The organism is Devosia sp. (genome assembly GCF_017307495.1).
Classification (GTDB): Bacteria; Pseudomonadota; Alphaproteobacteria; order Rhizobiales; family Devosiaceae; genus Devosia_A.
In genome coordinates, this window is sequence record NZ_JAFKHE010000014.1 from 158,246 (window position 1) to 181,753 (window position 23,508).

At 67.5% G+C, this 23,508-nt stretch carries 23 protein-coding genes; 16 read left to right on the plus strand and 7 right to left on the minus strand.

Annotated elements, in window-relative coordinates; all coding sequences use genetic code 11:
- Positions 1-8: 8 nt before the first annotated feature.
- Genes J0I99_RS05750 through J0I99_RS05765 form a run of 4 tightly spaced genes read right to left on the minus strand, consistent with a single transcriptional unit; the run spans position 9 to position 4,544 of the window.
- On the minus strand, positions 9-1,007 hold the full coding sequence (locus J0I99_RS05750; RefSeq protein ID WP_291396464.1) for an ABC transporter permease: 999 nt from the start codon (positions 1,005-1,007) through the stop codon (positions 9-11).
- The gene (locus J0I99_RS05755) at positions 1,004-2,005 is read right to left on the minus strand and encodes an ABC transporter permease (RefSeq protein ID WP_291396466.1); all 1,002 of its coding nucleotides are present in this window, start codon (positions 2,003-2,005) and stop codon (positions 1,004-1,006) included. Before J0I99_RS05755 ends, J0I99_RS05750 begins: the two co-directional genes overlap by 4 nt.
- Positions 2,002-3,519, minus strand: coding sequence for a sugar ABC transporter ATP-binding protein (locus J0I99_RS05760; RefSeq protein WP_291396469.1), 1,518 nt, complete (start codon positions 3,517-3,519; stop codon positions 2,002-2,004). The genes J0I99_RS05755 and J0I99_RS05760 overlap by 4 nt, the downstream gene beginning before the upstream one ends.
- Complete coding sequence (locus J0I99_RS05765) at positions 3,516-4,544, minus strand: aldo/keto reductase (protein ID WP_291396470.1); 1,029 nt, start codon at positions 4,542-4,544, stop codon at positions 3,516-3,518. The genes J0I99_RS05760 and J0I99_RS05765 overlap by 4 nt, the downstream gene beginning before the upstream one ends.
- 143 nt (positions 4,545-4,687) lie before the next feature.
- On the opposite strand from J0I99_RS05765, the gene J0I99_RS05770 reads away from it, so the two are divergent.
- The 5 genes from J0I99_RS05770 (at position 4,688) to J0I99_RS05790 (ending at position 9,140) form a co-directional block, all read left to right on the plus strand.
- Positions 4,688-5,437, plus strand: a complete 750-nt coding sequence (locus tag J0I99_RS05770) for a FadR/GntR family transcriptional regulator (RefSeq protein WP_291396473.1) — start codon at positions 4,688-4,690, stop codon at positions 5,435-5,437.
- 74 nt (positions 5,438-5,511) lie between these two features.
- Positions 5,512-6,693 carry an L-rhamnonate dehydratase gene (gene rhmD / locus J0I99_RS05775; RefSeq protein ID WP_291396475.1) on the plus strand — a complete coding sequence of 394 codons (1,182 nt, stop codon included), beginning with the start codon at positions 5,512-5,514 and terminating at the stop codon, positions 6,691-6,693.
- A gap of 78 nt (positions 6,694-6,771) precedes the next feature.
- A complete protein-coding gene (locus J0I99_RS05780; RefSeq protein ID WP_291396477.1) occupies positions 6,772-8,127 on the plus strand; it encodes a sensor histidine kinase in 1,356 nt (451 codons plus the stop codon).
- A complete protein-coding gene (gene fixJ / locus J0I99_RS05785) occupies positions 8,114-8,734 on the plus strand; it encodes a response regulator FixJ (RefSeq protein ID WP_291396479.1) in 621 nt (206 codons plus the stop codon). Before J0I99_RS05780 ends, fixJ begins: the two co-directional genes overlap by 14 nt.
- Before the next feature lie 76 nt (positions 8,735-8,810).
- Positions 8,811-9,140 carry a hypothetical protein gene (locus J0I99_RS05790; protein WP_291396481.1) on the plus strand — a complete coding sequence of 110 codons (330 nt, stop codon included), beginning with the start codon at positions 8,811-8,813 and terminating at the stop codon, positions 9,138-9,140.
- Here J0I99_RS05790 and J0I99_RS05795 read toward each other — a convergent pair.
- On the minus strand, positions 9,137-9,577 hold the full coding sequence (locus tag J0I99_RS05795) for a hemerythrin domain-containing protein (RefSeq protein ID WP_291396483.1): 441 nt from the start codon (positions 9,575-9,577) through the stop codon (positions 9,137-9,139). The genes J0I99_RS05790 and J0I99_RS05795 overlap by 4 nt on opposite strands.
- Positions 9,578-9,717: 140 nt before the next feature.
- Here J0I99_RS05795 and ccoN point away from each other — a divergent pair, with 140 nt between their 5' ends.
- The 8 genes from ccoN (at position 9,718) to ccoS (ending at position 17,732) form a co-directional block, all read left to right on the plus strand.
- A complete protein-coding gene (ccoN, locus tag J0I99_RS05800; RefSeq protein ID WP_291396485.1) occupies positions 9,718-11,337 on the plus strand; it encodes a cytochrome-c oxidase, cbb3-type subunit I in 1,620 nt (539 codons plus the stop codon).
- Positions 11,338-11,351: 14 nt separating this feature from the next.
- A complete protein-coding gene (gene ccoO / locus J0I99_RS05805) occupies positions 11,352-12,083 on the plus strand; it encodes a cytochrome-c oxidase, cbb3-type subunit II (RefSeq protein WP_291393312.1) in 732 nt (243 codons plus the stop codon).
- Between the two features lie 11 nt (positions 12,084-12,094).
- A complete protein-coding gene (locus J0I99_RS05810) occupies positions 12,095-12,280 on the plus strand; it encodes a cbb3-type cytochrome c oxidase subunit 3 (RefSeq protein ID WP_291393314.1) in 186 nt (61 codons plus the stop codon).
- Entirely contained in the window at positions 12,277-13,143 is an 867-nt protein-coding gene (ccoP, locus tag J0I99_RS05815; RefSeq protein ID WP_291396487.1) for a cytochrome-c oxidase, cbb3-type subunit III, read from the plus strand. Before J0I99_RS05810 ends, ccoP begins: the two co-directional genes overlap by 4 nt.
- 119 nt (positions 13,144-13,262) lie before the next feature.
- Entirely contained in the window at positions 13,263-14,846 is a 1,584-nt protein-coding gene (gene ccoG / locus J0I99_RS05820; protein ID WP_291396490.1) for a cytochrome c oxidase accessory protein CcoG, read from the plus strand.
- Positions 14,843-15,340, plus strand: coding sequence for a FixH family protein (locus tag J0I99_RS05825; RefSeq protein WP_291396492.1), 498 nt, complete (start codon positions 14,843-14,845; stop codon positions 15,338-15,340). The genes ccoG and J0I99_RS05825 overlap by 4 nt, the downstream gene beginning before the upstream one ends.
- Complete coding sequence (locus J0I99_RS05830; protein ID WP_291396494.1) at positions 15,337-17,583, plus strand: heavy metal translocating P-type ATPase; 2,247 nt, start codon at positions 15,337-15,339, stop codon at positions 17,581-17,583. The genes J0I99_RS05825 and J0I99_RS05830 overlap by 4 nt, the downstream gene beginning before the upstream one ends.
- The gene (gene ccoS / locus J0I99_RS05835; RefSeq protein WP_291393324.1) at positions 17,580-17,732 is read left to right on the plus strand and encodes a cbb3-type cytochrome oxidase assembly protein CcoS; all 153 of its coding nucleotides are present in this window, start codon (positions 17,580-17,582) and stop codon (positions 17,730-17,732) included. Before J0I99_RS05830 ends, ccoS begins: the two co-directional genes overlap by 4 nt.
- A 10-nt stretch (positions 17,733-17,742) precedes the next feature.
- Here the strand turns inward: ccoS and J0I99_RS05840 are convergent, their stop codons facing one another.
- Positions 17,743-18,459, minus strand: coding sequence for a Crp/Fnr family transcriptional regulator (locus tag J0I99_RS05840; protein ID WP_291396496.1), 717 nt, complete (start codon positions 18,457-18,459; stop codon positions 17,743-17,745).
- A 112-nt stretch (positions 18,460-18,571) separates the two neighbouring features.
- On the opposite strand from J0I99_RS05840, the gene hemN reads away from it, so the two are divergent.
- Both hemN and J0I99_RS05850 read left to right on the plus strand, forming a co-directional pair.
- Positions 18,572-19,921, plus strand: a complete 1,350-nt coding sequence (gene hemN, locus J0I99_RS05845; protein ID WP_291394094.1) for an oxygen-independent coproporphyrinogen III oxidase — start codon at positions 18,572-18,574, stop codon at positions 19,919-19,921.
- A gap of 101 nt (positions 19,922-20,022) precedes the next feature.
- Complete coding sequence (locus J0I99_RS05850; RefSeq protein WP_291394093.1) at positions 20,023-20,667, plus strand: helix-turn-helix domain-containing protein; 645 nt, start codon at positions 20,023-20,025, stop codon at positions 20,665-20,667.
- 13 nt (positions 20,668-20,680) lie between these two features.
- Here J0I99_RS05850 and J0I99_RS05855 read toward each other — a convergent pair whose 3' ends face one another.
- The gene (locus J0I99_RS05855) at positions 20,681-22,459 is read right to left on the minus strand and encodes a patatin-like phospholipase family protein (RefSeq protein WP_291396498.1); all 1,779 of its coding nucleotides are present in this window, start codon (positions 22,457-22,459) and stop codon (positions 20,681-20,683) included.
- Between the two features lie 389 nt (positions 22,460-22,848).
- On the opposite strand from J0I99_RS05855, the gene J0I99_RS05860 reads away from it, so the two are divergent.
- Positions 22,849-23,508, plus strand: coding sequence for an ABC transporter ATP-binding protein (locus J0I99_RS05860; protein ID WP_291396649.1), 660 nt, complete (start codon positions 22,849-22,851; stop codon positions 23,506-23,508).

The following is a 23,508-nucleotide window of genomic DNA, read 5'->3' on the forward strand; positions in this document are numbered from 1 at the left end:
AACGCCCGCTACCTCTGCGTGCGGGAATAGATGAAGTTCGTTGCGATGATCGAGACGACGAGCAGGATGCCGAGCACCACCAGTTGCACCGCCGGCAGCACGTTGGCGACGATCATCCCGGTGGAGACCAGCACCAGCAGCCAGGCGGCGAGGAACGTGCCGAGGATGGTGCCGCGCCCGCCAAAGATGTAGGTGCCGCCCAGCATGGCCATCAGCACCATCTGCAGTTCCCCACCCAGCCCCAGGTCGTAGCGGACCGAGCCCAGCCGCGAGGCGGTCATCATCCCCGCCGTCGCCGACACCAGCCCGACGGCGAGGAACAGCCCGAACTTGATGCGCGCGCTGCGGATGCCGGCGTGCCGGGCCGCCACCTCGTTGGTGCCGATCTGATAGATCTGCCGCCCCACGATGGTCCGGCTCAGCAAGAAGCCGAGGGCCAGCGCCAGCACGATGAAGATCACCACCGGCAGCGGCACGCCGAGGACCATGATCTTGTCCACCCCGATGAACCACTCCGGCACCCGGATCGACTTGTCGCCGGCGATGATCTGCGCCAGCCCGCGATAGAGCGTGAGCGTGCCGATGGTGACGATGATCGAGGGCAGTTGCAGCCCGATAACCATGAGCCCGTTGAACGCCCCCATGGCGAGCCCCGCGGCGAGCCCGACCGCCACCGCCGCCGGGACGGGCAGTCCCGCCTGCTGCAGCCAGGCAAAGACGCAGGCCGAAAGCGCCATGTTCGCCGCCGGCGACAGGTCGATCTCGCCGGCGATGATCACCATGGTGAGCACCAGCGCGACGATGGCGAACTCCGCGTAGAGCGTGAAGCTGCGCAGGATGTACGAGATGTCGAGGAAGAAGGGCGACAGCCACGCGCCGGCAAAGACCGCCAGCACCAGCAGCGCGAGAGTCATCGTCTCGGGGCGGATCAGCAACACCTGCCAGGCCGGGCGCGGCGGCGCGGCTTCCTGTGCGCTCGGGGCCGACTGCAGGTCCGACGCACTCATGGCTGCACCCGCTTGAAGCCGGCAATGCCCTGCCGGCGCACCGTCCGGTCGATGACCAGCGCGACGAGGATCACCGCGCCATAGATCGCGGCCTGCGAGGTGCCGGGGATGCCGAGCAGCGGCAGCGCCGCCGCCACGCACCCCAGCAGCAGCACGCCCAGCACCGTGCCGAGCACGCTCCCCACCCCGCCATTGATCGACACGCCGCCGATTACTACCGCCGCGATCACCTGGAACTCGAAGCCGCTGCCGGTATTGGACGGATTCACGAAGCCCCAGCGGCTGGCATAGAGGATGCCGGCAAGGCCGGCGAGCGCGCCCGAGATGGTGAACACCACCAGCGTCACCTGCGTCACCTTGATGCCGCGCAGCGGCGCCGCCACCGGATTGGAGCCGATAGCGTAGATCTGGCGGCCCATGCGTGTGTGCATGAGGAACAGGTAGGTGGCGAGCGCCACCCCGAAGGCGATGAAGATGATCCAGGGGGTGCCGAAGACGGGCGATGTCTGCGACAGGCCCTTGAGCTCGGACGGAATCCACTGCCGGTCGATCTGCTTGGCGTTGGAGATGATGAACGTCAGCCCGCGATAAAGGCTCAGCGTGCCCAGCGTGACGATGATCGCCGGCAGCCGGAACAGCTGGATCAACAGGCCGTTGACGAGGCCGAGGCCGGCCCCGACGACGATCGACACCGGGATACCGGTCCACCACGGCACGTCGAAGCCGAACCAGTCGACGTCGAAGCGGTAGAGCATGCCGCTCACCATGGCCGAAAAGCCGAGCGTCGAGCCGATCGACAGGTCGACGTGGCGGGCGACGATCACCATCATCTGCCCCATCGCCGCGATCATGATCAGCGGCACCAGCAGCAGGATGATGCGCAACTGGTCGAGCGTCAGGAACTGCGGCCGGAACGCTCCGACCGCGAGGCAGAACAGCACGATCATCACCGCGATGCCGGCCTCGCGCCGGACCAGCAGGGTGCGGATGAGGCTCATGCCGCCGCTCCCCGCACCTGCGGCACCGCCGCGCTCATGATCTTCTCCTGCGTCGCCTCGGCGCGCGCAATGTCGGCGGTGAGCCGGCCCTCCGACATCACCAGCACCCGATCGCAGAGCGCCAGCAGTTCAGGCAGTTCCGACGAGATCAGCAGGATTGCCCGTCCACTCGCTGCCAGTTCGCCGATCATGTCGTAGAACTCGGCCTTGACCCCGATATCGATGCCCCGCGTCGGCTCGTCGAGGATCAGCACGCTCGGATCGGTCAGCAGCCAGCGCGCCAGGATCGCCTTCTGCTGGTTGCCGCCCGACAGTTCGCCGATCGGCTGGCGCAGCGAGGCGAGGCGGATGCGCAGGCGCTTGACCGCATCCTGCGCCAGGGCCTTCTCGACGCCGCGGCGGATGACGCCGCGCGGGGCGATCTGCCCGGGCACCGCAGCCGAGATGTTCTGTTCCACCGAGAGGGTGCGGAATATGCCGGCCACGGCGCGGTCCTCCGGCACGAAGGCGAGTCCTTCCGCGATGGCCTGCGCGGGATCGGTGATGGTGACGGGACGGCCGCCGACCCGGACGCTGCCGCTCGCCGCCGGCGCCACCCCGAACAGGGCGCGTGCCACGTCGGTGCGGCCGGCCCCGACGAGCCCCCCGAGCCCGACGATCTCGCCCTTCCGGACCGAGAAACTGATGTCGTCGAAATAGCCCGGCAACGTCAGGTGCTCAACCTCGAGCGCCACCTCGCCGATCTGGCTCTTGCCCTTGTGCATGTATTCCTTCAGCGGACGCCCGATCATCAGCCGGATGATGTCGGCATCGGAGAGCTTGCCGATCGCCTCGGTGGCGATCTTGTTGCCGTCGCGGAAGATGGTGACGCGATCGCACAGTGCCCGCACTTCCTCGAGCCGGTGCGAGATGAAGATGATGGTCCGCCCCTCGTCGCGCAGCCGCCGCGCGATGCCGAACAGCGTCTCCACCTCCTTGGGGGTCAGCGGCGCGGTCGGCTCGTCCATGATGATCAGCCGGCTGTCCGAGGCGAGCGCCCGCGCGATCTCGACCATCTGCTGGTCGGCGATGGAGAGGCCGCGCATCGGCCGCGTCACGTCGATCCTGACGCCCAGGAGGTCGATCAGCCGGCGTGCGTCGCGGTTGATCGCGGCCCACGGGACCCGCCCGAGCGGCGCGCCATCGCTGCGCCCGAGCACCAGGTTTTCCGCCACCGACAGGTCGGGAAACGAGATCGGCTCCTGGTGGATCAGCGTGATGCCGAGCTTCTGGGCCACCACCGGGCTGGCCACGTCGACCGTCGTGCCGCCCAGTTGCAGCGTCCCGCGCGTCGGCCGGTGCACGCCGGCGATGATCTTGGCGAAGGTGGACTTGCCCGCGCCGTTTTCCCCGAGCAGCGCGTGGATCTCGCCCGGCATCAGGTCGAGATCGACGTTGCGCAGCACCTCGACACCGGCGAACGACTTCGAGGTACCGCGGGCGGAGAGCAGCGGGGAAGCGCCGGCTTCGCTCATGCGGGCACCGGTGCTTCGGGATGGAGCAGTCCCTGGGCCTTGAGGTCGGCCCAGAAGGCCGCCGGGATGCGCACCGCCAGCGCGTCGACATTGGCCTCGACCTCGCGCGGCTTGGCCGCCCCGGGAATGACCGAGACGACCGCCGGATGGGCCAGCACGAACTGCAGCGCCGCGACGGGCATGCTCACCCCATGCGCCGCGCACACCGCCTCGATGCCGCGCACCCTGGTCTGCACCTCGGGCGACGCCTTGCCATAGGCATACATGGCGCCCGCCCCCGAGCCGGTGACGAGGATACCGGACGCGAACGGCGCGCCGATGATGACGCTCACGCCCTTGTCGAGGCAGAGCTTCATGCTGGTATTCAGCACCGACTGGTCGAGCAGCGTGTAGGGCATGGCGACGATGGCGAAATCGACCTCCACTGCCCCCAGCATGTCGTCGAGCGCGCCGGGAATGTTGTTGCCGACGCCGATGGCCTTGATCTCGCCGTTGCGCTTGAGCTCCTCGAGCGCCCTGACGCCGCCGCCGGTCAGCTGCTTCATGTAGTGCGCAATGGCTTCGGGCGTGTGGAACATGGCGTCGAGGTCGTGGATGACCAGCGAGTCGACGGTGTTCACGGCGAGGCGCTGCAGCAGCTGCTCATAGGCCCGCATCACGCCGTCGTAGCTGTAGTCGAAGACGACCTCGAACGGCAGTCCACCGGTCCACGGCGCGGTGCTGAAGCGCGCCGGGTCGTCCGGGCGCCTGAGGTAGCGGCCAACCTTTGAATTGACGATGAACTCGCTGCGCGGCCTGGTCCTGAGGAACCCGCCCAGCCGGTGCTCGCTGAGGCCACGGCCGTACCACGGTGCCGTGTCGTAGAAGCGCACGCCCTTCTGCCAGGCCGCCTCGAGGGTGGCGCGTGACATCGCCTCGTCCACCCTGGCGTAGAGCTCGCCCAGATGCGCCGCACCGAAGCCGAAGACCGGCAGCTCGAGTGCAGTCTGCGCGACACGGCGGCGCGTTGAGACGGAAACGGTCACGGCCCGGGCTCCCTGGTCCTCTTCCGGCAGAGTTGGCTCTGCTCTCGCTGACACGCAACTTGTCAGACAAAAATTAGTTTGACAAGTTCTGGAGTGCCGGCCATTCGTAGCCCATGGCGACGAGGACGATCTCCAAGGTGGGCATGTCTGCTTACGACGACAGCGGCCGCAAGGATGCGGGCGACTTCGGCGGCGGCACGCTGGCGCGCCCGTCCATTGCCGAGCAGGTCGCCAATCGCATCATGGCCATGATCAAGTCGGGCAACCTCAAGCCCGGCGACCGGCTTCCGACCGAGCAGCAGATGACCATCGCCTTCGGCATTTCGCGCCCGCCCCTGCGCGAGGCGCTGAAGGCCCTGACCCTGATGGGCGTGCTGGTCAGCCGCCAGGGCGGCCGCTACACGGTGACGGACCTGTCACCGAGCCGGCTGGTCGCCCCCTTCAACACCATGCTGTCGGTGGCCGACTACGACGTCGACATGCAGTTCGAGGCGCGCACCGTCGTCGATCTCGAGCTCGTGCGGCTGTGCGCCGAGCGGGCGTCGCCGGAACTGCGCCAGCGCATCCGCAAGCTCGCCGTCGACGGGCGCGCCTTCGAGCAAGATCCGGTCGCCTTCCGGCTGCTCGACATGGAATTTCACCAGGCGATCAATGACGGAGCGGGCAATAGCCTTCTCGCGGCCCTGGCCCAGGTGCTCTACGACATGGGCCTCGACGTCCGCCGCACCGCCAGCGAAGTGCCTGGCGTCATTGCCAAGAGCGTCGGCCAGCACATCGTCGTCGCCGATGCCCTCATGGCCGGCGACGCACCCGCTGCCATCGCCGCCTACCGCGCCCATCTCGAGCATGTGCGCGACACCACCATCTCGGCCAAACAAAGCCTCGGAGCCTGATCGATGCCGGCGCTCACTGCATTTCGCATGACCCGACCTGGCGGGGTCTCCTCCCCGCAGGACGTCCGCTTGCCATGAGTACCGCTTTCCGCATCAAGGATGTCCGCGCCTACAACGTGAAGCCGTCCGAGAAGGCCGGCACCTACTTCAAGCCCGGTGAGAGCCGCCACTGGCTGGTCGACACCCTGATCTCCAACCCCATGTCCGGCTACCCGCGCTATCGCGAGAAGCGCTCCAGCTGGGGCATCGGCGTCCTTGGCGCCATCGTCGTCGAGATCGAGACCGAGGATGGCACCGTCGGCGTCGCCACCGGCTCGGGCGGCGCCCCGGCCGCCTGGATGATCCGGCACCATTTCGCGCGCTTCCTCGTCGGCGAGGACGCGCGCAAGACCAACATGCTGTGGGACCAGCTCTATCGCTCGTCCCTGCCGTACGGTCGCAAGGGCCTGCCGATCATGGCGATCAGCGCCGTCGACCTGGCCCTCTGGGACCTCATCGGCAAGGTGCGCGGCGAGCCGGTCTACAACCTGATCGGCGGCAGGACGCGCGACGAGATCACCTTCTACTGCACCGGGCCCGAACCCGAGGCCATCAAGGCCCTTGGCTTCTGGGGCGCCAAGGTGCCGCTGCCGCACAGCCATTTCGACGGCGAAGAGGGCCTTCGGGCCAACGTCGATTTCCTAACCCGTCACCGCAACGTCGTCGGCCCGGATTTCCCGCTGATGGTCGACTGCTACATGTCGCTCAGCGTCGACTACGCCATCCGCCTCGCCGAAGCCTGCAAGCCGCTGAACATCCACTGGTGGGAGGAAGTGCTGTCCCCCGACGACGTCGAGGGCTTCCGCGCCATCAAGCACGCTCATCCCGCCCTCAGGTGGACAACCGGGGAGCACGAGTACACCCGCTTCGGCTTCCGCCGCCTGATCGAGGAGCGCACGCTCGATATCGTGCAGCCCGACGTCATGTGGGTCGGCGGCCTGACCGAACTGCTGAAGATCGGCGCGCATGCCTCGACCTACGACATCCCGGTGGTGCCGCATGGCAGCGGCCCCTACTCGTACCACTTCATCGCCAGCCAGACCGGGCCGGCCTTCTGCGAATACGTCGCCGCCAGTCCCGACGGCCGCTCGATCAGCCCGGTCTTCGGCGACCTGTTCGAGGGCGAGCAGGTGCCCCAGAACGGCAGGCTCAGGCTCTCAGACGCCCCGGGTTTCGGCATGACCCTTGCCGACCGCGCGGCGCTCGAGCCAGCCTAGGGCGGGCGGTCCGGTCGCGTTGCCGACTGCATCGCGGCGCATTGTTAGCCATGCCCGCAACGGCTAAACACTTCCAGCATGAACAGGCTTTCCTCAACCAAGGGCGATCGTCATGACCTGGCCATCGCCGCCGGCGTGGCATGCGCCATGCTCCTCGCCGCCGGCATGGCCCTCGCCCCGGAGCCCGCGCTGCCGCAAGCCCTGCGCACGGCTTTTTCCACGCTCTTCGCCCTGCTTGGCCTTGGCGGCATCTACTGGCTGCTGCGATCCCTGCTTGCGCTGCGCCACCGCGTCGATGTGCTGGACGGGGAACTCGGGGAAAAGCAGATGCACCTGCAGTCGATCCTCGACACGGTGCTTGACGCCACCGTCGTCATCGACGCGGGCGGCATCATGCTGTCGTTCAACGCCTCGGCCGTGCGCCAGTTCGGCTACAGCCCGGATGAAGTGATCGGCCGCAATATCAGCATGCTGATGCCCGCGCCCTATCGCGAGCAGCACGACGGCTATCTCCAGCGCTACCTCACGACCGGAGAGAAGCGGATCATCGGCATCGACCGCGTCGTGGTCGGACGGCGCAAGGACGGCTCCACCTTTCCGATGAAGCTCGCCGTCGGCGAGATGCGGCAGGGCGACCGGGTGTACTTCACCGGCTTCATCCGCGACCTCACCGAGCGCGAGGAATCCCAGGCAATGCTCGATCAGGCCCGCAGCGAGCTGGCCCGGCTGGCCCGGCTCAACGAACTCGGCGAGATGGCCTCGACGCTTGCCCACGAGCTCAACCAGCCCCTGTCGGCCATCGCCAACTACGTGCAGGGGTGCCGCCGCATGCTCGACAGGCTCGAGGGTGACACGGCCGGCCGCATGCGGGGCGCGCTCGACGAGACGGCCAGGCAGGCCCTGCGCGCCGGCGACATCATCCGGCACCTGCGCGAGTTCGTGACGCGCGGCGAGACCGACAAGGGCCCCGAAGACATCAACCATCTGGTCGAGGAGGCTGGCGCCCTCGCCCTCGTCGGTTCAAGGGAACGTGGCATAAAGTCGATCTTCGATTTCGGCGCCGACGGCAGGCTGGTCGTCGCCGATCGCGTGCAGATTCAGCAGGTGCTGATCAACCTGATGCGCAACGCCATCGAGGCGATGCGCGATTCGCCGGAAAAGCAGCTCGTCGTGCGCACCCGGCAGCTGAGCCCCGACCTTCTGCAGGTCGAGGTCGAGGACACCGGCCCGGGCATCGCCGAGGAGATCGTCCCCCAGTTGTTCCAGCCCTTCGTCACCACCAAGCCGAACGGCATGGGGGTTGGCCTGTCGATCTCGCGTCGTATCATCGAGTCGCACGGCGGCGAGCTGACGGTTGAGACGAACCGGGCCGGAGGCGCCACCTTCGCCTTCACCCTTCCCGTCATGACGGAGGACATGGTTGAGTACAGCTGACACCGTCGTTCACATCGTCGACGACGAAGAAACCGTGCGCAATTCGCTGGCCTTCCTGCTCTCCACGGCCGGCTTCGCCGTCCGCGTTCACGAGAGTGCGACGCAGTTTCTGGCCCTCGCGGGCGAGATCACCAATGGCTGCCTGATCACCGACCTGCGCATGCCCGACATGGATGGGGTGGAACTGCTGCGCCGCTTGCGCGCGTCCGATGCCATGCTCCCGGCGATCGTCATTACCGGCCACGGCGACGTGCACATGGCGGTCGAGGCCATGAAGAACGGCGCCATCGATTTCATCGAGAAGCCGTTCAGCGAGGCGGTGCTGATCGAGTCCATCACGCGCGCCGCAAGCCGCGCCGCCGAGCGCGTGCAGAGCCAGGCCGCCATGGACGCCGTGCGCCAGCGCGTCGCCTCGCTGAGCGAACGCGAGCGCCAGGTGCTTGCCGGGGTCGTCGCCGGCCACCCCAACAAGACCATCGCTCTGGAACTGGGCATCAGCCCGCGAACGGTGGAGGTCTATCGCGCCGGCCTGATGGGCAAGATGCAGGCCAGGAGCCTGCCCGAACTGGTGCGCATGGTGATGGACGTGCGGATCGATCCGGTTTGATCCAGCTCAACACGGCAGCCGCGACCCCGCGTATTGCCTGTCGCACCAAAGGACAGGCATCAGGATCGGCGCCAAAATGGCCGTGGGCCGCTTACTCGTCATCGCTCCCGACCACGATCTTCGCCGCTCGCTGGCCTTCGTGCTCGAAGCCGAGGGATACGAGGTCGACGCGGTGGGGGCGTTGCTCCGACCCATCTCGGGATACGATGCCGTCGTGGTCGACCAGAAGGCGATTGCCGGCGCCGATGGCCGGACTAGCAACCTCGTGACGTCGGCCCCGGTCGTGCTTCTTGCTGCGCGCCTGCACCCCGGTATGGCTGGAGCTGTGGCCGAGGTCGTGGAACTCCCCGCGATCGGCAATGCCGTCTCGCTGGCCGTCCGCCGGGCCATGCAGGTGCCCGCCTAGCTCGGCGCGTCTGCGGGCGCCAGGTTGTCGAGCAGCCGACGTTCGTGCCGCACGTGCCGGCGCAGGCATTCGAAGAAGCCCCGCAGCATGTAGCCGGTTGCTTCCGGGGCCAGCACGGGCTGCCGGCAGCTCAGGCGGTGCAGTTCATATTGCACTTCTTCTGCAAAGCACTCGTCCTCGAGATGTTCGAGCCGCAGTTGCCCGACCAGGGCCTCGCCCTGCGGGTGGGTAGCCGCAATGCGCGGAAACAGCAGCGTCTCCTCGGCGCTGTGGGCGCGCTGCAGCAGCGGCCCGATCAGGCGCGCGGCCCTCCGGCAGTGCTCGTAGTCGAGCTGGTGGGGCAAGGAATCCGCAATCGTCTCCAGCAGGTCGCACAGCACCATCTGCTGTTCGAAGCATCTGCGGACCTCGGCCAGGAACCCCCTCTTGTCGACCATCGCAAGTCTCCGGACCGAACGCGGCATCGAGCTGCAGCAAATGCCGTGCAGCAAACCGTCGCGTTGATCTGGATCAAGTTTTATCCCTTTGCCCCCGCATAGGTTGCGGCCCGTCAGACTGGCAGACCATGGGGGCCGCGGTGCAGAATTTGCCTTGGGTAATCGTCCTGGGAGCAGGGGCGTTCTTTACGCTCGTGCTGTCGGGGCTGGGACAGGATGCGGCGTTCAGCGCCCACATGGGCATCATGGCCGCAGTGCTGGGCCTGGGGGCCATCGTGCTGCTGTGGCGGTGGCAGCCGGCCAGCGCAGCGCCTGCGTCCGACACGACGGAGGCGGCGGGCGGCTATTTCGATGCTCCGATCCGCATCGGCTCGATCCTGACCGTGTTCTGGGGCTGCGTCGGCTTCCTCGTCGGTGTCGTCATCGCCCTGCAACTGGCCTGGCCGGAACTCAATTTCGGACCGTGGTTCAATTTCGGCCGCATGCGGCCGCTGCATACGTCGGCCGTGGTCTTCGCCTTCGGCGGCACCGCGCTCATGACCACCAGCTTCTACGTCGTGCAGCGCACCTCGCGCGCCCGGCTGCTCAGCGACAACCTCGCCTGGTTCGTCTTCTGGGGCTACCAGCTGTTCATCGTCATGGCGGCGACCGGATACCTGCTCGGCATCACCGAGGCCCGCGAATACGCCGAGCCCGAGTGGTACACCGACCTGTGGCTGACCATCGTCTGGGTCGCCTACCTGGTGCTGTTCCTGGGCACGATCATCAAGCGCAAGGAGCCGCATATCTATGTGGCGAACTGGTTCTACCTTGCCTTCATCCTGACCATCGCGATGCTGCATGTGGTCAACAATCTCAGCGTGCCCGCCAGCCTGCTCGGCTCGAAGAGCTACTCGCTGTTCTCGGGCGTGCAGGATGCGCTGACCCAGTGGTGGTATGGCCACAACGCCGTCGGCTTCTTCCTCACCGCCGGCTTCCTCGGCATGATGTACTACTACATGCCCAAGCAGGCCGAGCGCCCGGTCTACAGCTACCGGCTGTCGATCATCCACTTCTGGGCCCTGATCTTCCTCTACATCTGGGCCGGCCCGCACCACCTGCACTACACCGCCCTGCCCGATTGGGCCCAGACCCTCGGCATGGTGTTCTCGATCATGCTGTGGATGCCCAGCTGGGGCGGCATGATCAACGGGCTCATGACCCTGCGCGGCGCCTGGGACAAGATGCGCACCGACCCGATCATCCGCATGATGGTCATCGCCGTCGCCTTCTACGGCATGTCGACCTTCGAAGGCCCGGTGATGTCGATCAAGTCGGTCAACGCGCTCAGCCACTACACCGACTGGACCATCGGCCACGTGCACTCGGGTGCCCTCGGCTGGGTCGGCATGATCTCGTTCGCCGCAGTCTACTTCATGGTGCCGCGCCTGTGGGGCCGCAAGCAGCTGTACTCGATGCGCATGGTCAACTGGCACTTCTGGCTCGCCACCACCGGCATCGTCGTCTACGCCGCCGTCATGTGGGTCTCGGGCATCATGCAGGGCCTGATGTGGCGCGAATACGATGACCAGGGCTTCCTCGTCTACTCGTTCGCCGAGACCGTGGCCGCCCTCCACCCCTACTACATCGCCCGTGCCTTCGGCGGCCTGCTCTACCTCGCCGGCGGACTGGTGATGGCGTTCAACATCTGGATGACCATCCGCGGCAGGGTCCGCGACGAGCGTCCGATCGCAACCGCTGCCCTGCAGCCGGCCGAATAGGAGCCTTCCGAGCCATGGATATTCTCGGCAAACACGGCGTCATCGAACGCAATGCCACCCTGCTGTTCACCCTCTCGCTGGTGGTGGTCTGCATCGGCGGCATCGTCGAAGTCGCCCCCCTGTTCTACTTCCAGAACACCATCGAGAAGGTGGAGGGGATGCGTCCCTACACTCCGCTCGAGCTGGCTGGACGGGACATCTACGTCCGCGAGGGCTGCTACGTCTGCCACAGCCAGATGATCCGCCCCTTCCGCGACGAGACCGAACGCTACGGTCACTACTCGCTGGCGGCGGAGTCGATGTACGACCACCCGTTCCAGTGGGGATCCAAGCGCACCGGCCCCGATCTCGCCCGCGTCGGCGGCCGCTACTCGGACGAGTGGCACGTCGAGCACCTGACCGACCCGCAGTCGCTGGTGCCGGAGTCGATCATGCCGAAATACGGCTTCCTCGCCGAAACCGACCTCGACATCAACAATATCGCCGGCAGCCTCAAGGCCAATGCCATCGTCGGCGTGCCATACAGCGAGGATGCCATCGCCAACGCCCAGCGCGACCTGGTCGCCCAGGCCACGCCTGATGCCGACACGTCCGGCCTCATGGCGCGGTACACCAGCGTGCGGGCCGAGGACTTCGACGGCAATCCCACTCGGATCACCGAGATGGATGCTCTCGTCGCCTATCTCCAGATGCTCGGCACGCTGGTCGACTTCTCGACCTACGACGCCAAGGCAAACTACCGGTAGCGAGCCAACCCATGCCAACAGCACACTACGACATGCTCCGGCACTTCGCCGACAGCTGGGGCCTTCTCTACATGATGGCGATCTTCCTTGCCGTCGTGTTCTTCCTCGTGCGGCCGGGAGCCGGCAGCAGCGCCAGGGCCGCGGCTCGCATTCCGCTCGACGACAACGAACCGCTGGACCGGGAGCCGCGCCAATGAGCAGCAAGGATATCGACCAGGTCACTGGCGTCGAGACCACCGGCCACGAATGGGACGGCATCAAGGAGCTGAATAACCCGCTGCCACGCTGGTGGCTCTGGACCTTCTACGGGTGCATCGTCTTCGCACTCGGCTATACCGTCGCGTTTCCGGCATGGCCGATGATCAGTTCCGCCACGACCGGCGTGCTCGGCTACTCGAGCCGGGCTGACCTCGACACCGATCTGGCGGCAGCCAAGGCCGCCCAGGGCGATCTCCTCACCCGCGTGGCGCAGACCCCCGCAGCGGATATCCTCAAGGACGACGCCCTCGCCCGCTTCGCCCGCGCCGGCGGCAAGTCGCTGTTCAAGGTCTACTGCAGCCAGTGTCACGGCACCGGCGCCACCGGCAGCGTCGGCTACCCCAACCTCAACGACGACGAATGGATCTGGGGCGGCAGCATCGAGCAGATCGAAGCGACGATCTCCCATGGGGCCCGCTCGCCCACCGATCCGGACACGCACTTCAACGTGATGCCGAATTTCGGTGCCGACGGCATCCTCACCACTCCCCAGATCGACGTTGTCGCCCGGCAGGTCGCATCGTTGTCCGGGATCAAGGGAGGCGAGGCGACGGCCGAAGGCGCGCAGCTTTTCGCCGACAACTGCGCATCCTGCCACGGCACGAATGGCGAAGGCATGATCGCGCTCGGCGGACCCTCGCTCAACGATCAGGTCTGGCTCTACCAGGGCACGCTTGACGCCATTCGCAGCCAGATCCAGCAGCCGCGGCACGGCGTTATGCCCGCCTGGGGCACGCGCCTGGGCGAGACGGCGGTCAAGCAGCTTGCAGTCTACGTGCACGGACTCGGCGGCGGCCAATAACGGGCCGCCGCCGCATGTGGGGTGGGGGGCGGCCGCAAGCGCCCCCCTCTTCCCCCGGCAGGCCGCAACTTTGACACAGATCAAGCGGGCACCGGCCGGCCCGTGTGACAAGCCGATCCATGACGACGCAGAACAGCGACACCCTCGCCGACACCCCCGATGCGCAGACCTATGACGTCGAGGCGGTGAACTCCGCAACACGGCGCCAGCCGCTCTATGCGCCCCGCAAGAAGATCTTCCCCCGGCGCGCCTCGGGCCAGTTCCGCCGCTTCAAGTGGCTGGTCATGCTGGTGACCTTGACCATCTACTACGTCACGCCCTGGATCCGTTGGGATCGTGGCCCGTTCGCCCCCGACCAGGCGGTGCTGGTCGACCTCGCCAACAAGCGCTTCTACTTCTTCTTCATCGAGATCTGGCCGCAGGAGTTCTACTACGTCGCCGGCATGCTGGTGATGGCCGGGATCGGGCTGTTCCTCGTCACCTCGACGGTCGGCCGCGCCTGGTGCGGCTATGCCTGCCCGCAGACCGTCTGGGTCGATCTCTACCTCGTCGTCGAGCGCGCCATCGAGGGCGACCGCAACGCGCGCATGAAGCTCGACGCCGGGCCGTGGTCCGCCAACAAGCTCATGAAGCGCGTCGCCAAGCACGGCATCTGGCTGCTCATCGGCGTGCTGACCGGCGGCGCCTGGATCTTCTACTTCGCCGACGCCCCTACGCTGCTGCATGACGTTGTGACGCTGCATGCGCCGTTCGTCGCCTACGCCACCATCGCCCTGCTGACGGCCACGACCTACACCTTCGGCGGCCTGCTGCGCGAGCAGGTCTGCACCTACATGTGCCCCTGGCCCCGCATCCAGGGCGCCATGCTCGACGAGCACTCGCTCACCGTCACCTACAACGACTGGCGCGGCGAACCGCGCACGCGCCACGCCAAGAAGGCCATCGCCGAGGGCAAGCCGGTCGGAGACTGCGTCGACTGCAACGCCTGCGTCGTCGTCTGTCCGATGGGCATCGACATCCGCGACGGCCAGCAGCTCGAGTGCATCACCTGCGCGCTCTGCATCGATGCCTGCGACGACGTCATGACCAGGCTCGGCAAGGAGCGCGGCCTCATCTCCTACGCCACGCTGAACGACTACAACCGCAACATGGCGCTCGCCATGGGCACGGGAAAGGTCATCCAGCCCTCGCGGGTCCGGGACCAGTTGACCGGCCGGCTCGTCGACGCGGTCAAGCGCACCGACTGGCGCTCGATCGTCCGCCCCCGGAGCCTCGTCTACCTCCTGGTCCTGGTCTTGATCGGGCTCGGGATGCTGACGGCACTGGCGCTGCGTTCGCCGCTCTCGCTCAACGTGCTGCATGACCGCAACCCGCTCTATGTCGAGCTGCGCGATGGCGCCGTCCGCAACGGCTACGACGTGAAGGTGCTCAACATGACGCCGCAGCCACGGCAGGTCGTGCTGCGTCTCGAGGGCCTGCCGGGCGCGACCCTGTCGTTTGCCGACGGCGGCAGCGAGACAGCCGGTCCGATCCCGGTCACCCTCGAGCCCGACAAGGTCCTGCCCCTGCGGCTCTACATCCGCGTCGGTCACGAGGCCCTGCCGTCGTCACCGGTCCCGTTCCGCATCGTCGTCGAGGATCCGGCCACCGGCCTCGATCGCAGCGTCGAATCCACCTTCGAAGTCCCGGAGCAACGTCGATGAGCACCTCCAGCAAGTCCGGCAGCGGCGAGTTCACCGGCCGCCACATGTGGATGCTGGCCATCGGCTTTTTCGGCGTGGTCATCACCGTCAACATCACCATGGCGGTCATCTCCGCCACCAGCTGGACCGGGTTGGTCGTCGACAACTCCTACGTTGCCAGCCAGGAATTCGAGGAAAAGCGCCTCGCCCACCAGGCCCAGCTCGATGCCGGCTGGATCTCGAGCCTCTCCTACGCGGGCGGCCAGGCCCTGCTGTCCGTCGCCGACGGCAACGGCGCCGCCATCGACCTGGGTCAGCCCGTGCTCAGGATCAACCGGCCGGTCGGTGGCCACGACGACCAGCAGGTCACCCTCGTCCGGCAGCCCGATGGAACCTATGTCGGCCCCGTCGCGCTCAGTCCCGGGGTCTGGGAAGCGCTGGTCAGTGTGGCCGAAACCCCGCTCGGACCGTACGAGATTCACGAGCGCTTCCGCATCGAGGGCGTCGCGCCATGACCTGCTGCGTTCCCGGCGAATTCTCGGTCGTCGACGCCGGATCCGTCGAAGCTGACAATGCCGCGCTGATGGCGCTCAGCCGCCCGCTCGGCGACGGGCGCCGCCAGCTCGAGTTCGCCGTCCCCGACGCTCATTGCGCCGCCTGCATCCGCTCGATCGAGACCGCCCTCCGCACGCTGCCGCAGGTAGCGACGGCCCGCGTCAACCTCACCGCCCGCCGCGTCCGGATCGCCTTCGACCCGGCGCTGGGCGATCCGGCGGAGCTCGCACCCGTCATCCGCAACAGCGGCTACCACACCTACGTGCTCGATCCTGCCCAGGAGACCGACGGCGATCCGGTGCTCGCCGAGTTGGTCCGCGCCCTGGGCGTCGCCGGCTTCGCCGCCGGCAACATCATGCTGTTCTCGGTCTCGGTCTGGTCGGGCGCCAACGACGCCACGCGCGATCTCTTCCACTGGCTCTCGGCGATCATCGCGCTGCCGGCCATCGCCTACTCGGGCCGCATCTTCTTCCGCTCGGCCTGGCGCGCCCTGCGCGTCGGCCGCACCAACATGGACGTGCCGATCTCGATCGGTATCCTGCTGGCCACCGGATTGAGCCTGTTCGAGACCATGCAGTCGGGCCGGCACGCCTATTTCGATGCCTCGACGAGCCTGCTTTTCTTCCTGCTCATCGGGCGGACGCTCGACCACCTGATGCGCGAGCGGGCGCGCAGCGCCATCACCGGCCTCGCCCGCCTGCAGCCACGCGGCGCCACGCGCATCCATGACGACGGTCGCCGCGAGTACCTGCGCCTCGACGAGATCCAGCCCGGCATGCTGCTCGAGCTCAAGGCCGGCGAACGCGTCCCCGTCGATGCCGCCGTCGCCTCGCCGAGCGCCACCTTCGACTATTCGATCGTCACCGGCGAAACCGCCCCGCACACCGTGTCCAATGGCGGCGAGGTGGTGGCTGGGGCCGCCAACCTGGGCGGCCCGGTGCAGCTGACGTCGCTGAAGGCGTCCACCGACTCGTTCCTCGCGCGCATGGCCTCGATGATGGATGCCGCCGAGAACGCGCGCACCCGGCCCCGCCGCATCGCCGATCGGGCCGCCGCGATCTACGCTCCGGTGGTGCACACGATCGCGATCGCGACCTTCCTCGGCTGGGGCCTGCTGAGCGGTGACTGGCATGCGGCCCTGCTCAACGCGGTAGCCGTGCTGATCATCACCTGCCCCTGCGCGCTCGCCCTTGCCGTCCCTATCGTCCATGTCGTCGCCGCCAGCCGGCTGTTCGAGCGCGGCGTGCTGATGAAGGACGGCGCGGCACTGGAACGCGCCGCCGAAGTCCGCTCGGTCGCCTTCGACAAGACCGGCACCCTGACGCTCGGCCAGCCGCAGGTCGTCGAGAGTGATGCGGAGGACATGGAGGCAACTGCGGTTGCCGCCGCCCTTGCTGGCGCAAGCAACCACCCCCTTTCGCGCGCACTCGCGGCCCATCTGGGGCGGGCCGACGCCTTTCCCGGCGCCATCACCGAGGTCGCGGGAGGCGGGGTCGAGGGCATCGCCGACGGCATCGTCTGGCGGCTTGGCAACCGCGAATGGTGCGGACTGCCCCCGGACCCCGCCACCGCCTTCACCGAGGTCTGCCTTGCCGCCGACGGCGCCCTGCGCGCCACGTACCGGTTCAGCGATGTCGCCCGCCCGAGCGCCCGCGCCAGCATCGCCGAGCTTGCCCGCATGGGCCTGCCCGCGCGGCTGATCTCCGGCGACGGCCAGGGTCCGGTCGAGGCCATCGCCGCTGCCGTCGGCATCGCGTCGGCGCGCGGCGGGCTGCGGCCGGAACAGAAGCTCGCTTCGGTCTCGGACGGCACGACAATGATGGTCGGCGACGGCATCAACGACGCACCGGCCCTGAGGGCCGCGCATGTTTCGATGGCGCCGACATCGGCCGCCGACATCGGACGCAGCGCCGCTGACTTCGTCTATTCCGGCGAGGACTTGGTCGCGGTCCCCTTCGTCATCTCGACGGCCCGCCAGGCGGGGCGCCTGGTGGCCCAGAACCTGGTGCTCGCCATTGGCTACAACGCCATTGCCGTCCCGCTCGCGGTCTGTGGCCTGGTGACGCCCATGATCGCGGCGGTGGCAATGTCCTCGTCGTCCATCGTCGTCGTCGCCAACGCCCTGCGCCTGCGCCTTCGCGCCGCGGGGCCGCGGCGGAACGCTAAGGCCGCTCTCTCCGCAGCGCTGGAGCGCACGGCATGAGCGGGCTCGTCGTTCTCATTCCGATCGCCGTGATGATGGGGCTGCTGGCCCTCATCGTCTTTCTGTGGGCCCTGCGCTCGGGGCAGTACGAGGACCTCGAAGGCGCCAGCCAGCGCATCTTCGAGGAAGACCTGCCGCCGCCGCCGTGAGCGCGGGCTGTCAGCCGCTGCGGGCGCCGAGCGCCTCGATGTCGTGGATGACGACGCAGCGATGGCCCTGCACCGAGATCACCCCTTCGCGCCGCAGCCGGCTCATCTGCCGCGAGACCGTCTCGATCGTCAGCCCCAGGAAATCGGCCATGTCCGCGCGCCCGATCGGCAGGTCGAGGGTGATGTTGCCGTGCGCGTCGCGACCTCCCATGCGCGTCGCGATCAGCAGCAGCACGCTCGCCACCCGCTCGACCGCACTCTTGCGTCCCAGCGTCACCATCCACTCCCGCGCCTCGTCGAGATCCTGCAGCGCCTGCTCGAGCAGGCGCTGCTTCAGCCCCTCGCTGTCGGCCACGAGGCCCTCGAGCACGTCGCGCGGGATCCGGCACAGCTCGACCTCGGTCGCGGCCTCTGCCGACAGCGGGCTCTCCGAAGAGAACAGCCGCCCCATCAGGTCCGGCGCGAACTGCAGCCCGACCAGTTGCTGGCGCCCGTCGCGCAGGACCCGCGACAGCTTGACCGTCCCCCGGGTGACATTGGCATAGCCGTGCACCGCGTCGCTTTCGACCGCCAACGCCTCGCCCGAGCCATGCCGCGTGCGCCGGGAGCACGCGGCCAGCCGCGCCAGTTCGACCGGGCCCAGGACCTCGCACATGCCGCCATGCCGCACCCGGCAGCTCCGGCACGCCATCGGCACCGTCGGTTCCGGCTTCACTAGTGTATCCATGTCCTGCTCACTCTTGTCGCGCCTTCCGTTGCATGGTCGCGACGAACGGATTTGATCGAAGTCAAGGACGGGTGGCTCGCGCCCTGAGAGTGTTCGCGGCAAGGAGTAATCGATGCTAGACGCCCTGCTTGCCCGCTACGCCAAGCCAGTCCCCCGCTACACCAGCTATCCCACCGCGCCGCACTTCCACGCCGGAATAGGTGACGCCGAGTATTCGCGCTGGCTGGCGGAGATGCCGTCGGGAACGGACTTGTCCCTGTACGTGCATGTGCCCTTCTGCGATCGGTTGTGCTGGTTCTGTGGATGCCACACCAAGCAGGTGCTGCGCTACGACCCGATTGCCGCATACCTGCCCGCCGTGCATGCCGAGATGGATACCGTGGCACGGCTGCTGGACGGGCGCGGACAGGTGACGGCCCTGCATCTCGGCGGAGGATCGCCATCGATGCTGATGCCCGGTGACCTGATCGAACTGGCCGGCCGGGTGCGCTGGCGCTTCAACCTCGCACCGACCTTCGAGTTCAGCATCGAGATCGATCCCAACGACATGACGCCGGAGCGTTACGACGCCTTCGCGGCAGCCGGAATCACACGCATCAGTGTCGGCGTGCAGGATTTCGACCCGCAGGTGCAGCAGGCCATCAACCGCATCCAGACCTTCGAGCAGACCCGCGCCGTCGTGGATGGCATGCGCGAGCGGGGCGTGACCTCGGTGAACCTCGACGTCCTCTACGGCTTGCCGCACCAGACCCTCGCGACCCTCGAGACGACGATCGACCAGGTCCTGTCCATGGCCCCTGACCGGATCGCCCTGTTCGGCTATGCCCACGTACCGTGGATGAAGACCCACCAGCGGCTGATCGACGAGACCGCATTGCCCGACGCCGCCGAGCGTCTCGTGCAGTCCACCGTGGCCGCCGCCCGCATCGAGGCGGCCGGCTATGTGGCCATCGGCATCGACCACTTCGCCCGCCCCTCCGACAAGCTGGCGATCGCCACCCGCTCGGGCCGCCTGCGCCGCAACTTCCAGGGCTACACCACCGACGATGCCCCGGCCCTGATAGGCCTCGGAGCCTCTTCTATCGGCAACCTGCCCCAGGGCTACGTGCAGAACATCACCGCCACCGGCGAGTATATCCGGACCATCAGGGAGCGCGGCCTCGCGGTCGCGAGGGGAATCGCCTTCAGCCCGCAGGATCGCATGCGCGGCTGGGTGATCGAGCGGCTGATGTGCGATTTCCGCGTCTCGGTCGCCGAGCTGCAGCATCGCTTCGGTCAGGTCGCTGCTCCGATCGTCAGCGAGATGACCTGCGCCGCCGAAGGCGACCTCGACGGCATCATCGATTTCGACGGCCAGACCTTTGCCGTGACCGAACGGGGGCGTCCGTTCGTGCGCTCGGTCGCCGCAACCTTCGACACCTACCTGTCCTCGGGCGCGGGCCGACATTCCGTTGCCGTCTAGGCCTCGTGACGCCACTAAGTAGATGCCCTAAGACTCCGAACGGAATTTCCCCGGAACGGTGATCGGCTAGGTTGCCCTCGTCCACAACGAGGGAAGACCAAATGCAGATCCAGCCGAGCTTCCGCGCCCACCCGAGCCGCGACACGCATGCCGGTCTGTCCGACCTGCTGCTGGCCATGCAGCCTGCCGCCGTTACGTACTTCCCCACGGACGCCGTGATCTACGCCGAAGGTGATGCCGCCGGCCCCCTCTACCTGGTCGAGTTCGGCATGGTGCGCATCTGCCGGCTGACCGCCGACGGTCGCCGGCTGATCAGCGCCTTCCACACGGCCGGGGAAGTGTTCGGCTTCGAGGCGGATGGCGTCCACGGCTCGTTCGCCGAAAGCGTCGACGGCGCCGGCATCCGCGTGCTGCGCCCCCATTGCGGCGAGCAACCCACCGGCAGCATCCTGACGCTGGCGCTCCGCAGCCTTGCGCGGACCCAGGCCCATCTCATGCTGCTCGGTCGCCGCAACGCCAATGAACGCATGGCCGCCTTCCTCGTCGACCTCGCAGCGCGCCAGGGCGACGACAGTTCCGTCTACCTGCCGATGCAGCGCTATGACATCGCCGACTACCTCGGCATGACCTTCGAGACCGTGTCGCGCGTCCTCCGCGCCCTCAAGGACCTCGGCCTCATCCGCCTGCGCTCGACCAACGAGGTCGAATTGCTCGATCTCGCCGCACTCGAAGCCATGTGCGACTGACGCGCCCCCGGCCTCAGTCCTCCGCCCGCGGCAGGTCTTCTGCCGCGCTCTCCTGCGGGTCCTCGTCATCCCCCAGTTCCGGGACTAGCCGCAGGCGCGCGCGGTGGCGCGGAATCCTGCCGTCGCCGCGCAGTCGCGTGCCGAATGTGTTGCGTGACAGCCCGACCAGATCGTCGATGCGCTGCCACACCGATGCCCGCCAGTGCTTGGACGACTGCGCATAGGAGGCCGGCGCTTCGGCAGTGCGCCGGATCGTCGCTGCGAACGAATGCGGATCGTCCGGATCGCCCCAGGACTGCCTCAGTTCCTCGAGCAGCCGCTCGAGTTGCGCATAGCCGATCAGGAACCGGCGCCACTGGTGGTCCGGAAAGTCGAACGCGGTCTCGTCGCCCGGGGCCGGCTGGCCGACCATGAGCAGGCCCGCGCGCTCACCCATGCCGATCAGGTCATCGATGGTTTGGCTGGGCATGTTCAGGTTCAGCCCGCCTTCGTTCTTCCTGAGGTAGACATGCGACACGCGCTCGCGGAACCCGGACAGCGCCGACAGCTGGCGGTCCTGCCATTCGCGCGCCGTATTGACGATCGCCAGGGCGAAGGCCGGCAGCGTGTCCGGTGCCTGGATCGGGAACCGATGCTGGCTGATCGCCTTCATCGGCATGTAGACGCGCCGGCCCAGCCCCTCGGCCTCGAGGTCGTCGAGCGAAACGCCGAACGTCGGACGGGACGGAAGCAGTCTGTCAAAGAAGTGCACCGGGAAGTTGCTGGTGATGCCGCCATCGCTGAACAGCACCCGGCGCATGACCGGCCGGCCGTCTGCACCCTTCACGGCGAAGTCGATGCGGTGTAGCGGCACGGCGGGAATGAGGAGCGGGAAGCTGAGGCTCATCCGGACCCCCAGGATCACCGGCACCTGCTCCGGCGGCGGAAACCGATACAGCCCGGAATTCCGGTCGGGCGGCCCCGCCTTGCGTACCATCGAGGCAACGACCCAGCCCGGCAGCAGCCGGCGCAACTCGTCGGCATTCCAGAAGTAGTTGCCGTCCGGCAGGTCGGGCAGCGCATGCGCCGTGCCCAGCGACAGGTTGGAGGTCATCATCCTCAGGGTGATGGACGGCTTCGCGTCCTTGAGATCCCCGAAGCTCAGGGGATCGCTGCCCTGGAGCGCGCCGGTGCGCCCAGCGCACTGCTCGATCAGTACTGCCAGCCAGTCGGACAGTCCGGGAAAGCGCGCGCCGGCTTGCGTCGGTCCGGGGCAGAGCCCGAAATCGTACTTGGGCAGCCGCTTCATCAGGTCGCGGTAGAGGCAGAACGCCAGGACGAGCACATCGAGGACGAGGAACACCAGGGCACCGAGCGCCGCTGCCACCAAGGGACTCGTTCCACCCAACCAGACTGCGACGGCGGCAAGCGCGGCCAGGCCCAGCGCGGCGAGCATCCAGGGCAGGTAGGCGAGGATGGCGGCGAGCAGCCCGCTGGCAAGACCACGCTGGGTCAGTGCGGCAAACACGCGGTAGAGCGGCCGCAACGCCGGTGTCGGCTGAAACAGTTCGGACAGGTGCTGCGCGATCTCATCGGGGACCCGCTCGAGGCGTGCGAATCCGCCCGTTGCGCGTCCGAACTCGGCTGCCGCGGTCACCGCGGCGGCGATCGCACCCGCCGACGTGCCGCCGACATTGCGGAAACGGTAGGTGTCCTTCATGCGCAGGATGGCCCTGGGATAGACGATCCCCGAGGTGATGCCGCCCTTCATCACCACGTCACACTCCAGCGCAGGCTGCTCCGGATCCGGCATCACCAACCCTCCCGAATTCTCACCCAATATTAGCGACAACATCGGGGAATCGACAGGCACCGCAGTATTGATGCGTACCCGGATATGACCGGAAATCGATTTGTTTTACATAAGTATTTCAGGCGGCAACGCCGGCATGAGCCCTCGCGAGGTTTGGCCGACCGGGGATTGCGGTGCGCCGCCGAGGCCGTCCCAGCACGATTCTGCTGCCCCCGCCTTGGCGAGGGCGCTTGATTCGCATCAACTGCCGCAGGGAGTTCACGCATAGCTTGGGAGACATGAGCCAGAGCAACGTCGCCCGTTCGGCCCCGGATACCGCCGGGGCAGCACCCCCCACGACGGCAGCCGCCCCGCTGCTGCGCACCAGCAAGCTGACCAAGATCTACCGGATGGGCGATGTCGAGGTGCTGGCCCTCGATGCCGTCGACTTCTCCGCTGGGGCCGGCGAGTTCGACGTGATCCTGGGCCCGTCTGGATCGGGCAAGTCTACCTTCCTCAACCTGGTGGGTGGCCTGGATACGCCCACCTCCGGCGAAGCATGGTTCCTCGATCACCGGTTGACCGCGGCCAGCGAGAGCGCGCTCACGCGTTACCGGCGCGAGCACGTGGGCTTTGTCTTCCAGTTCTACAACCTCGTGCCCAGTCTCACCGCCAGGGAGAACGTGAGGCTGGTCACCGAGATCGCGCACCGGCCAATGCGGGCCGAGGAAGCGCTCGAACTGGTCGGACTCAAGGAACGCATGGACCACTTCCCGGCGCAGCTTTCTGGCGGCGAGCAGCAGCGGGTGGCGATCGCGCGCGCCATCGCCAAGCGGCCCGATCTGCTGCTTTGCGACGAGCCGACCGGGGCGCTCGATTCCGCCACCGGCGTCGTCGTGCTCGAGGCGCTGACCAAGGTCAACGCCGAACTCGGCACCACCACCCTGGTGATCACCCACAATGTCGCGATCCGGGGCATCGCGCACCGCGTCATCAACTTCGCCAACGGCCGCATCGCGTCGATCGAGGCCAATGCCCATCGGCTCCCCGCCTCGGCGATAAGCTGGTAG